General features: G+C 70.6%; 10 protein-coding genes. 3 read left to right on the forward strand and 7 right to left on the reverse strand.

Annotation, left to right across the window (positions count from 1 at the left end; translation table 11 throughout):
* Positions 1–15: 15 nt before the first annotated feature.
* A complete protein-coding gene (locus AB0399_RS39015) occupies positions 16–738 on the reverse strand; it encodes a hypothetical protein (protein WP_366414514.1) in 723 nt (240 codons plus the stop codon).
* 514 nt (positions 739–1252) lie between these two features.
* Between AB0399_RS39015 and AB0399_RS39020 the strand changes: the two genes are divergently transcribed.
* The gene (locus AB0399_RS39020) at positions 1253–5044 is read left to right on the forward strand and encodes a LamG domain-containing protein (protein ID WP_366414515.1); all 3792 of its coding nucleotides are present in this window, start codon (positions 1253–1255) and stop codon (positions 5042–5044) included.
* Positions 5045–5507: 463 nt separating this feature from the next.
* Here the strand turns inward: AB0399_RS39020 and AB0399_RS39025 are convergent, their stop codons facing one another.
* From AB0399_RS39025 to AB0399_RS39050, 6 genes are all read right to left on the reverse strand, one after another.
* Complete coding sequence (locus AB0399_RS39025) at positions 5508–6032, reverse strand: VOC family protein (RefSeq protein ID WP_366414516.1); 525 nt, start codon at positions 6030–6032, stop codon at positions 5508–5510.
* A 503-nt stretch (positions 6033–6535) separates the two neighbouring features.
* Entirely contained in the window at positions 6536–6937 is a 402-nt protein-coding gene (locus AB0399_RS39030; protein ID WP_329362993.1) for an STAS domain-containing protein, read from the reverse strand.
* Positions 6934–8028: a B12-binding domain-containing protein gene (locus AB0399_RS39035; protein ID WP_366414517.1), complete on the reverse strand. Its 1095-nt coding sequence runs from the start codon at positions 8026–8028 to the stop codon at positions 6934–6936. The genes AB0399_RS39030 and AB0399_RS39035 overlap by 4 nt, the downstream gene beginning before the upstream one ends.
* 169 nt (positions 8029–8197) lie before the next feature.
* Positions 8198–9856 carry a GAF domain-containing SpoIIE family protein phosphatase gene (locus tag AB0399_RS39040; RefSeq protein ID WP_366414518.1) on the reverse strand — a complete coding sequence of 553 codons (1659 nt, stop codon included), beginning with the start codon at positions 9854–9856 and terminating at the stop codon, positions 8198–8200.
* A gap of 285 nt (positions 9857–10141) precedes the next feature.
* A complete protein-coding gene (locus AB0399_RS39045) occupies positions 10142–10603 on the reverse strand; it encodes an ATP-binding protein (RefSeq protein ID WP_366414519.1) in 462 nt (153 codons plus the stop codon).
* Between the two features lie 70 nt (positions 10604–10673).
* Positions 10674–11021 carry an STAS domain-containing protein gene (locus AB0399_RS39050; protein WP_366414520.1) on the reverse strand — a complete coding sequence of 116 codons (348 nt, stop codon included), beginning with the start codon at positions 11019–11021 and terminating at the stop codon, positions 10674–10676.
* A 158-nt stretch (positions 11022–11179) separates the two neighbouring features.
* Here AB0399_RS39050 and AB0399_RS39055 point away from each other — a divergent pair, with 158 nt between their 5' ends.
* Complete coding sequence (locus AB0399_RS39055) at positions 11180–11446, forward strand: GlsB/YeaQ/YmgE family stress response membrane protein (protein ID WP_328471521.1); 267 nt, start codon at positions 11180–11182, stop codon at positions 11444–11446.
* A 284-nt stretch (positions 11447–11730) separates the two neighbouring features.
* Positions 11731–11901, forward strand: coding sequence for a hydrophobic protein (locus tag AB0399_RS39060; RefSeq protein WP_329363004.1), 171 nt, complete (start codon positions 11731–11733; stop codon positions 11899–11901).
* Positions 11902–11967 lie beyond the last annotated feature (66 nt).

An 11967-nucleotide genomic window follows, 5' to 3' on the forward strand; every position in this document is an offset into this window, starting at 1 on the left:
GGGGCCGTTCCCGCCTTACCCCTGCCTTCTCCCCCGGTGGGCGCCGGCGGGGCCGGGGGGCCCCCCCCCCCCCCCCACGTCCGCGGTCAACTCGGCTGATCCGGCGCGGTTGGTGAAGGTGATCGGTGTCCGCTTCTGGCAGGCGGCGACCTGCGGCGTCGTCAGCGCGCAGGCGGGCACCTGCTGCACCTGGAGCCGCGCGCCGTAGCCCCCGCCGTACGCCTTGGTCAGGGAGGAGTAGTCGATGACGACCTTGACGTGGTCCGCTGTCGACTTCCCGTCGGCCCGGGTGACCCCGAGCAGCATCCCGTTGGCCCCGAACCGCACCGCGTGATCATGGGAGGCGAGTTGGACCCGCACCGACGAGGCAGCCGTGGCAGCGTGGCCGCTCTTGGTCTTGGCCGCACGCGCGATCCACACGGGGAGGGAACCGGCCCGTACGGGCTTCGCCGAAGCAGTCGCCGAGGACGTGGCCAGTGCGACGGTGGCGCTGCCCGCGGCAGCCCACGAGGGCTTGGACGCTTGATACGGCGTCAGCGCCTTTGCATTCGGTGCCTTGACCGTCGCGGGAGCCTTCAACTGGTGGCTGCCGGGCGAAGGCGTGGCAGCAAGCTTCACCGGGTTCCACAGTTCCCCGTGGAAGCCCGACGACCCGGTCGAAGTCCCCTGCGCGAACGCCTCGGGAACCAACAGTGCCGTCACCACGGCCATGACCACGGCACACGTCAGCGACCGCATCCAACTGCGGTGTCGTCGTGCCGCGAAGAAACCCCGCCCGCCAGCCATCGCGGTAACGCCCCCCTGGTACATAGCCCGTGACGGGCCGTGTGAACACGACCACAGATGGTGTGATCGCCGGATGGAGGCTATTGAGGCCGAACAGGCATTTCAATACCCTGTGTCGGCCCGGTGGGTACCTCGTGTTCTTCTTGCGTCACTCGCGTGCCCATCCCGTGAAGATGGAAAAGCTGCCAAAGCCACAGAATCGGACAGTCGGTCGATCACCGAACGTGGTGGACCGCTGTCGCAAATGTGTGATGGATCACAGGCCCTGGGGGGTCCTGACCTAAAGGAAGTGCCACCGTTGTTCCATTACCGCGCAAAAAGGCGCGTCGTGTCCCGTGCCCGAGTCCGGCGCACGGCCCTGATCACCGCAGCTGTCGCCGTACTGTTCACAGCGCCCGCCCTACCTGCCTACGCCGACACGCCGGCTCAGCCGGACGATCCCCTGGCCGCGGCTCAGGACCAGGCCGTGGCGAACGACCAGACCGTGCCGGTCGACGCACTGACCACCGAGACCTACAGCGTCACCGCCAACCCCGACGGCTCCTTCACCTCGACGTCCGATGTGTCACCAGTACGCGTGCAGAAAAACGGCGACTGGACACCAGTCGACGCCACGCTCAGCCCGAACCCGGACGGCACGTACTCGCCCGCCGCGACGCCCAACGGCGTCACGCTGTCGGGCGGCGGCAGCGGTCCGCTGGTGACACTCCACCACGCGGACGGGTCGAGCATGTCCCTGTCCGTGCCCTTCACCCTCCCCTCGCCCACCGTGACGGGGGCCGACGCGACATACACGTCGGTGCTGCCAGGCGTTGACCTCTCGGTGTCGGTGACGGACCAGGGCGGATTCAGCGATGTCCTGGTCGTCCATGACGCCCAGGCCGCGGCCAACCCTCTGATCCGGCAACTCACCCTGGCCGCGTCCACCGACGGGCTCACACTGTCGGCGACGCCGTCCGGTGGGATGGAAGCCACCGCCGCGAACGGGGACCTCGACTACACCACCCCCCAGCCGCTGATGTGGGACTCCGGCTCCGGCAGTGCAGCGACCGCCTCGGCCGCCGGGCAACGTTCGGTACGGGCAGATGCTGACGACCCGGGCGGCTCCTCAGCGGCCGGCCCCGGCCCCGACTCCCAAGTGGTGCCAGTACCGATGGCCACCAGCGGAGACGGACTCACCCTGACCCCGGACCCGTCGGTGCTGACCGACCCTGACACCGCCTATCCGCTCTACATCGACCCGGCCACCAACCCGGTGTCGGAGAAGACCGGCCACTTCGACGAGGTCTACTCCAACTCCGCCTGTTCCAACGCTCCCAAGTACGACCAGCCGCAGACCAACGGCGAAGGGGTCGGCTACCAGGGCTACGGCGGCGCCTGCGGAAGCGGCATCGAGCGGTCCTACTACGCCATCAACACCGACAAGCTCACCGCCGCCATGGTGGTGTCCAAGGCGAGCATCGCCGTCTCCACCACCTACGCCGCCAGCTACGACTGCTCCCACAACCAGCCGATCACCCTGCACACCACGAACTCCATCAGCACGACCACCGACTGGGACAACAAGCCCAGCACCCTCGACTCCGACTACCCCGCGGTCGCCACCCACGTCGCCAGCGGCGCCAACCCGGACAGCAGTTGCAGCAACACGACCGCCGACTTCAACGTCAAGTCCCAAGCTCAGACTATCGCCACCCGCGGCCATGACGTATGGACCATCGGCCTGTTCGGCGACGAGAGCAGTTCTGATCCGGACAACTACCTCCGGATGTCGACGGTGTTCGTCCTCAGCGTGACCTTCGACATCCCTCCGTCGGTACCGACAGGACTGCACACCGTGCCGGCCGCCACAGGTGCCAATGCCGCCTGCACGACCAGCGGCGACGGATGGTTCGGCGCCGCCACCAACACCGGCGGCTCCAGCAACGTGAAGCTGGACGCAACGGTCACCTCGAACGTCTCGGGCGAGACCGTAGCCGGCCACTTCCACGTATGGGACCGGACCGTCCTCGACTCCAGCGGCGCCGCGCTCGACAAGTCGACTCCGACCACCAGCCTGCTCGCCTCAGGAACCGTCGCCAGTGAGCCCATCGGCTTCGTCCTCAACGACGGCCACGAATACGGTTGGGACGCCTACGCCACGGACAAGGCCGGGAAGAGTTCCGCCATCAGCGACCACTGCTGGTTCCGCACCGACTTCACCCCTCCTCCCACTCCGACCATCGCGCCTAACCCCTCCTTCCCCATGGTCGGCGGCGGCGCGGCCGACCCGGTCGTGTACGCCAGCCCCACCGGCACGACCACGTTCACCGTCACCGGGACCGACAGCCCCGCTTCCGACAGCAGTTGCACCCCGAACGCCTGTCTGAGCAGCGGAATCGACCACTTCGCGTTCGCACTGGACAGCGAGCCGACCGCGTCGAGCAGCACAGGTCAGGTGAAGAGCAGCAGCGGAGGCGTCGCGACCGGTTCCCTCACGGTTCCGCTGAGTCACTGGGGTGTCCACACGCTCTACGTCGACGCCGTGGACAAGGCAGGCAACATGTCGCAGGCGCCCTCCAGTTACACCTTCGTCGTGCCCTGGAACCCGAACCCGGCATACCGGCCGGGAGACGTCACCGGCGACGGCAACCCCGACCTCCTGGTCGCCACCAAGACCGGCGACCTGGAAGTCCTTCCCGGTGGCATGGACCCCGCGTCGAGCGCGGCACCCGTCCAGACCGGTTCTGTCGCAGGCTCGAAACCGGCCCCTGTCGGCGGACCGGCAATCGTCTCCACCGCGGCACAAACTCCCGACGGGGGCGACTGGACCCACTACCTCCTCGCCCACCGCGGCAACATCTCCGGCGGGGAAGGCGACGACCTCTTCGCCTACGACAAGGACACAGACACGCTCTACCTTGTCAAGAACGACCTCGACCCGACCGGCGACGCCACGACCACGCCGTGGTCGGAGTTCCCGGGCTACATCGACAAGAGCCCGGACAGGGACGTCAAGTTCGCGAAACCGGATTGCGAGAGCGCCGAACACGAACCGGACGACGCGCTCTGCCGGAGCGCGGGCTACAGCAAGCAGGCGTCGATCACTCAAATGGTGGTCGCCGGCAACGTCTACAACGACGTCCAGGGCGACCCCACCCTGATCACCGTCGAGAACAACGAACTGTGGAGCTACCAGACCGCCCCGGGCGGACTCACCTACCCACGCCTGCTCGGCGACGGCGACTGGTCCGGCCTGACCCTGCTCGCGCCCGGCACCGTCAATGGCACCTCCACCCTCTGGGCACGCGACAACACCACCGGCGCCCTGTACAGCTACTCCCTGGGACTCGACCCAGCGACCAACACCGTGCCGCTGCTGCACGCCGCCACCCACACCACTCTCGGTCTCACGCTCCCGCCGGCCGACTACCCGCTCGTCTCCTCTCCCGGTGACGCCAACGGCACCGCGGCAGACGGAACAGCCGACGGCTGTCCCGACCTCTTCGCCGTGACCACGAAGGGCGAACTGACCGAATACCAGGGCGTCGTGAACGGCAGCACCTGCGGCACCAACTTCAGCGCCGCCATGCCCATCGGACCCGCGACCGACTCCGCCGCTCACTGGTGGAACCTCGACGACGGCACCGGTTCCACCGCCGCCGACCAGGACGGCGCGCTCGACGCCACACTCAACGGCGCCGCCGCCTGGACGACCGACACCACCCGCGGCAAGGTCCTCGACCTCACCGGCACCACCGGCTATGCCGAGACCAGCGGGCCTTCCGTCGACACGTCCAAGAGTTACACCATCTCCGCCTGGGTCAAGCTCGGCTCCACCGCCGCCAACTCCACCTTCCTCTCCCAGTCCGACACCAGCGGCAACACCAACGCCTTCCAGATCTACTACTCGTCCGGCGCCAACGCCTGGGCCTTCAACCGCCACAACTCCGACAACACCGTCTCCACCGACTTCACCGGGGTGTACAGCCCCACGACACCCGTCGTCGGCAAGTGGACCCGCCTGGTCGCCGTCTACGACTCCACCGCCCACACCATGTCCCTCTACGTCGACGGCAGCAAAGCCGCCACCACGCACTGGACGGGTACCGACTGGAACGCCGCCGGACCACTCGAAATCGGCCGCCGCCAATTCACCGGCGGCTACGGCGAGTACGCCGACGGCGAGATCAGCGACGTACACGTCTACGACACGGCGCTGCCCCTCGCGGACGCCGTGAACATGGCCGACAGCCCGAAGGCCGCCCAACTCGACTGAGCCGGAACCGTAGTTGACCGGTCACGTGTCCGCCCGCTCCCTCGGCAACCAGGATCGGGCGGACAGGGCTACGGACCCCAGCAAGCAGGTCGCATGACAGCCGGATTCGAGCGAGGCTCTCTCTTGACCGTCAGAGGTCGACCCGCGGGAACCCCGGTGAGTACGCGCCTCGTGCAGCTCGCAGGTATTTGCTGGGGGACCGTTCGGGGCCGCATCCCGCGCGCCCGGTGGTGAGCGATCGCGTATCCGTACGTACCGCACGCCCCGTTCATCCGGGACAGGGCGAATATGCCCCACCGGGGGTCAGGGGGTCGCAGGTTCAAATCCTGTCGTCCCGACAGACGGGGAAGCCCGCTGGCGGAGCACATCGCTCCGGCCCAGCGGGCTTCTTCGCGTCCACGGGCACGGCACCGCGCGATCCGCAGACGCCGCGGGGCTCCAGTGGCGAACGGCGTTCGCCGGTTCAGTGGCGGGCCGGGGCGGAGATGCCGGTCCCGCCCGGGAGGTCGGCTCCGAACTGTGCGATGACCGCGTCCAGGTCGAGCGGCGTGAAGGCCTCGCGGTCCACCTCGTCGATCCTTTCGGCGGGCACCAGCCAGCACACTTCGAACTCCAGGCCGTCCGGGTCTTTGACGTACAGCGACTTGGTGGTGCCGTGGTCGATCTCGTGGGCCAGCGCACCTGCCCGCAGCAGCTTGTCGCGGATCTGCCGGAGTTCGGCCAGGGTGTCCACCTCCCACGCCAGGTGCGCGAGCCCGGGGTGTCGGCCCGGGCTCTGCGGGGAGGCCGGGTCCGCTATCTGGAGGAAGGCAAGGTCGTGGTCGTTGGAAGACCCCTCGGCCTGCACGAACGCGCCCTCGGGCACCTTGCCGCCGTCGGCGTGGAGGCGGAAGACGGTGCGGAACTTCAGCAGGTCGGAGTAGAAGGCGACGCTGCGTTCGACGTCGCGGACATAGAGCACGGCATGGTTGAGACGCTGGACCGGCATGTCGCTCCTCAATTGGTTACGACTAGTGCGTAGCCCCACCATAGGGAAGCAACGAGGGCGTCACAAAAGGCACATTGATGTGCGCAAAGCACACCAATGACCCTGACCGTCCCGCTGTCCCGCCCCGTCTACGCCGAGGTGCCCCGCATCGAGTACGCGCCGAGTACGCGTCGAGTACCCAATGACGCCACCGGGCGGGCGGATCAGGCCGCGGAGACGGCGCCGGGTCCGCGTTCGTCGCTGTCCGCCGTGAGTTGGGCGCGCCCCCGCGCGGACCCGCACAAGCCCGCTCGTGAAAGCCCGAGGCCAACCGGACTTGGGACGGGGAAGCGGGGGCGATGGCGGAGGCGATGGCAGGCCGGGCGGCCTCCTCGGAGAGGCTTCCTGAGGCGACGTCTGGTGCTGGCAGGGGCTCCCCGTCGATGGGTCCCGGTTCTGTGCGCCCGGGAGCGGCCGGGGGCGGCCGGGGAGTTCGCCGTCAGGGGGTGGTGTCCGGCCCGGCGCTACGGGGCACCGTCGCCTCCCCGTTCGTCACGGGGGGTCTCGTCCGCGCCGGTCTCGTCCGTGCCGGCCACCGGCGCCGTGAGGTGTTCGAGGGTACCGGTGACAGCCAGGAGGCGGTCCAGCCGCGTGCCGCGCTCGTCCAGGTGGAGGCGGACGCCGGCTTCGCCGGTGCGGCGGCGGATCATCAGCAGGGCGGACAGCCCCATGGTGTCGACGGTGCCGAGTTCGGCGCAGTGCAGGTGCAGGTCGTCCAGGTGCGGGTGTTCGGCGAGCTTCTCCGTCACGGCGGCCACGAGGCGGTCGGCGTTGTCGTAGTCGAGGTCGCCGTGGAGTTCGATCCGGACGGTGTCCTCGGTGTCGACCGTGGTCAGGCGCAGATGGGCGGGGGGTGTCATCGTCATAGGGGCTTCCCGGCGATGGTGCGAGGGGCGGTGGCGAGCGTGTCGAGGGCCTGTTCGAGGATGTTGACGGCCCGTGGGAAGTCCTTGAGCTCGCGGGCCAGGATGCCCAGGGCCGGCGGCAGGCTGTGCGCGGGGACGCCGCGAGCGGTGAGTATCCCGGCGGTCCAGGTGACGAACCCGGTGAAGAGCGCCGCGTCGCCCAGGTAGAGGGCGGTGGCGAGGAACTCCACGATGTGCGCGAGGTCTTCCGCCGTACGCTCCCGCTGTGCCGCGCTGTATCCGCGCATGGCGGGGAACGCCTCCTCCAGGGAGGCGAGGACGGTGCGCACGAGCGAGGCGCTGTTGCGGGTGACCATGGTGTATTCCTGGTCGGCCAGGTGCGGCAGGTCGTCGGCCGGCTGGTGGTCGGGCTGCGGGCGGGGCAGCGGGCCGCGGGCGAGCCGGTCGGCCGCGGCGCGGGCGTCGGGCGCCCAGGCGTCGGCGCCGAGCAGCCGGGCGTAGCGGCCCCCGGGTCCGAAGGCGGCTCCTCCGACCAGCACGGGTACGCCGATGGCCTGGCAGGCGGTGATCGCGGCGTGCGCGGTGGGCAGCCGGACCGCGATCGAGCCGGACAGGGCGACCGCGTCGGCGTCGGTGCGGTGCAGGTGGCCGACCAGGTGCGGGGTGGGGACCTGGGCGCCGAGGTAGTCCACCTGCCAGCCGCGCAGGGTCAGCACCTCGGCGAGCAGGCGGGCGGGCAGGGCGTGCCATTCCCCGTCGACGCAGGACACCGTGATCCGGCCCTGGTCGGGCGCGGTGTCCGGGGCGGCGTGCAGCGTGAGCGCGGTGACGACCCGCTCGTTGATGGCTGTCGCCGCGTGCTCCTGGGCCACGCTGAGGCGGTTGGCGGCCCACTCCTCGCCCACCTTGCCCTGCACCGGGGCGATCACGTCCAGCAGGAGGGTCTCCGGGTGCACGCCGTCCGCGAGCGCGCGCAGCACCACGTCGGTGGCCCTCCGCTCGTGGGTCGCCACGACGGCCTCCCACAGCTCGTCGACCAACCGCTCGACCACACCGCTGTCCGGAAGGCGGTCCCGTGTACTGGTTCTCATGCAACGCATCTGCCCTGAATGCGCGCGTTCACCGCACCCCGCGGCCCGGCGCGCGGCCGCCGGGCCCGTGCCGGCGCCTCCCGCCGGGCGCACGCGCGGCCCGGCGGGCCGGAGCCCGGCGGTCAGGAGGTGCGGCGTTCACCAGGCGCGGTGTTCACCAGGCGCGGCATCACGCGGTGAAGCGGCCCCGGGTGTGGCCGTTCACCGCGATGAGATGGTGGCTGCGGGGCGCGGAAATCACCACGACGGCCATGTCGTCGTGGGAGCCCTTCCCCACCCACTCCGAAGCGAGCATCTGGACCCGTTCGACGACGCTCTCGGCCGGCATGCCCGCGCACTCCGACAGGGCCCGCTGGAGGCGTTCCTCGCCGAACTGCGTGCCGCCCATCGGTCCTCCCTTGGCCTCGGTGATCCCGTCGGTGTACAGGACGCAGGACTCGCCGGGCGCGAGGGTGATGCTCGCGGTGCGGGCGGGCGCGCTGGGCAGGGCGCCCACCAGGGTGCCCCGGGTCCTGGCCTCCTCCACCGCGCCGGTCGCGCGGACGATCAGCGGGCTCGGGTGACCGGCGCTGGTCAGCCGCAGGCCCACCCCGCTGCCCTTCCGTACCGCGGAGGCCAGCACCAGGGTGGCGAACCGGCTGTGGCGGGAGTTGAGCAGCGCGGTGTTGAGCAGGCCGATCATCCGCTGGTGGTCGTCGGCCATGGGCAGCAGCGCGTGCAGCGTGTTGCGGATCTTCCCGGTCAGCACGGCGGCTTCCAGCCCCTTGCCGCACACGTCCCCGAGCGCGACCAGCGACGGCTCGCCGTCGACGACGGCGGGGTGCACGTCGTAGAAGTCCCCGCCGATCCGCTCGTGGTCCGCCGACGGCCGGTAGCCGCCGGCGAAGTCCACGCCGGAGACCTCGTGCAGCGACGGGGGCAGCAGCTCCTGCATCAGCGTCTCGGTGATCGACGACTGCTCCGCGTACAGGCGGGCGGCCGACATCGCGACGCCCGCGCGGGCGGCGAACAGCCGGGCGAAGACCTCCTCGTTGTCGGTGAACGGCGCATCACCCGAGCGGCGCAGCAGGACGAGCGCGCCGGCGGGTACGCCGTGGCCGGGCAGCGGGGTGACCACGATCGAACCGGCCGGGCCGAACCCGTCGGGCACCAGCCAGTCGGGCGCGGCCGACGGGTCGATCCACCGCGAGGGCATCGGCGGGAAGCCGCGCAACGCCTCGCCCAGGCCGGGCACTTCGTCCGGGTCGACCGGCGCGTGGGTCCGTACGGTGTCTCCGCCGCGCAGGCAGGTCACCATCGGCAGTCGGGCCCCGCGGGCCGGCGCGACGACCAGTGCCGCGTCGGCGAGGTGCTCCGAGGCCAGGTGCGCGATCACCTCCATGCAGCGGACCATGTTGAGCGAGGACAGCAGGGTGCTCGACGCCCTGGTCAGGAACGCGGTCTGCTCACGCTCCAGCCGCAACGCCTCCCGCACCAGCCGGAGTTCGGTGTCGTCGACCAGCCACCACACCACCGTGCCGTCGCCCTGCGCCCGCGGGTACGCCTCGAAGCTCCGCTCGCCGATCAGGCCCGAGAGCGGTTCGGCCGCCGCGGAGCCGGCCGGGCGGGGGCGGGGCGCCCGCACGGCGTTGTGCGCGGCGGACAGCCAGTCCGGCGCCCAGTCCGCGAAGCGCGTCCCGGGGCGGGCCCCTGGCAGCAGCGCCTCGGCGGAGTCGTTCCGCACGACGATCGTGTCCCGGCCGTCAACGACCAGGACGGGATAGGGGGCACGGCGCCACGGAGAACCGTGTTCCGGTCCGGCGCCGGTCTGCGCTCTGGTGGAGACCATATGCTGAGGACCCGCTGTGCGAATCCCTCACCTCATCGACTCGACGAAATCGTTGCCACCCGGCAACCATCCTGCATGTCCCGCCCCGATGGCAACCGGCCCCCGTCCCAACGGCGGGCCGCACCGGAGGCTTTCGGCACCGCGCGGGCGCGCTCCGGGCCGGCTCCGGACCACGTCCGGGTCAGGCACGACGGCGCCGCCCGCCTGCGGGACGAGGGCCGAGGGGCCGGGGCGGAAGGGGCCTGGCGGAAGGGCCCGGCACCCGCCCCGGACCGGCCGTGCCGGCTACACCAGAGGGAGCACGGCCGAGATCGTCTTGCCCGCGCGGTGGGTGACGACTGTCACCTCGTGGGCCAGCCGGCAGACCATCTGCCAGCCGTACCCGCCGATCCTCGGCATGTCCTCGGCCGCGTCCGGTCCGGACGGGCTGACCGGGGGCTCGGGGCTGGCGTCTCCGACGTACAACCGCAGCGCGTCCCCGTCGATCTCCGCGGAGAACCGGGTCAGGCCGCCGCCGTGCCGGTTGGCGTTCGTGACCAGCTCCGACGTGACCAGCAGCACATCCGCCACCACCACGGTCTCCCTCCAGTCGGCCGCCGGAGCGCAGAAGCGCCGCTCCAGCAGAGCGAGGACCGCCGCCCGCGCGTCCGCGCTGGACCGGGGAAGCGCGCTCGGCGATCCCGCGGCGCCGCCGGACCCGATGCCCGTACCCGCGCCGTGCTGATCACCTGCTGCTTCCCCGCTCACTGGGGGCCTGTCTACCCGGTGCGCGCAACGGCACGCCACCGGGTTCCCCGCCGTCACCGAGCGCGCGCCGTCAATACGCCATCGCCTCCCGCAGGCTGTCCGCCAGGACGAACGCCGAGGCCGTGTTGGTCACGTCGAGCAGCCGGCGTACCGCCAGGCTGGGCCCCGCGATCACCAACTCGACCTCAGTGGCGACGTATGCGGCTCTGGCCTGGAGGAGGGTGTGCAGCACCGAGGAGTCCGCGAACGCCACGTCCGAGGCGTCCACCACGGTGCGCCGTCCACCGGTGTCCAGGCCCCGCCGTAGCGCGTCCGACATCGCCGCCGTGCGGGACTCGTCCAGATCGCCCGCGATCCTCACCATCCACACCCCGCCGCCTGCGGCCCAGGCGGACACCTCCGCGCCCTGCCCCGCCATTCCTGCCTCCCCCACTTGTCGCGGTCTCTTCGCACGGTGCTCGGGACGATACCCCGGGCCGATCATCCGATGCTTCGCGGGGAACGGGTGTTTGAAAGTCCAGCGCCGGTAAAGACGGTCGCTGTCAGGGATCGTCGGAAACGGAGAAAGAGCGCGTCATGGGTATTGTTGCCTGGATCATCATCGGACTGCTGGCGGGCGCCATCGCCAAGGCGCTCATGCCGGGCCGCGACCCGGGCGGCATCATCATCACGATGGTCATCGGAATTCTCGGTGGACTGCTCGGCGGATGGCTCGGGAAGGTCATCTTCCACGTGCACTCCATCAACGGGTTCTTCCACCTGTCCACCTGGATCGCGGCGATCGCCGGATCGATGATCCTGCTCGCGATCCACCGGGCCGTCACCAACGGCCGACGCGCCTGACCGGCGCACCCCGGCGGGTCCGGCCCGCGCCCTGACACCCGGCTCCGCCCGTGTCCGCGCGCCTGACCGGTCCGGCACACCCCCCGCGTCGTCGACGTCCCGGGGGACGCCGGGAACCGAGGTTCCCGCCTCAGGGGCTCATCGCATTTCCCGACCGCCCGGTAGCGCGGGCGTCGGCGTACCACTTGTCCGCACCACGGGTACTGCCTCGCCTGAGTTGTCACAGGAATCCCCTGAATCGGCCGGCGACTCCCGGGCACACCAATTCTCGGAGGTTCACCATCATGGCACCGTTGCTCATTGTTCTCCTGCTGGCACTGATTCTCATCGGTGCGGGTTTCGCGGTGAAACTGCTGCTGTGGATCGGCATCGTGGTGCTGGTCCTTTGGGCGCTGGGATTCCTCCTGCGCTCGACCGGATCGGGCGGCAACCGCGGGCGCTGGTACCGCTGGTAGACGAAGCGTCACCGCGCTCGCGGTGACCGAACCCGCGGCCCCGCGCGTGCCCGCCCCGAGGAACAC

Origin of the sequence: Streptomyces sp. NPDC088194, assembly GCF_040702025.1 — a bacterium.
In the GTDB taxonomy this organism is placed as follows: Bacteria; Actinomycetota; Actinomycetes; order Streptomycetales; family Streptomycetaceae; genus Actinacidiphila.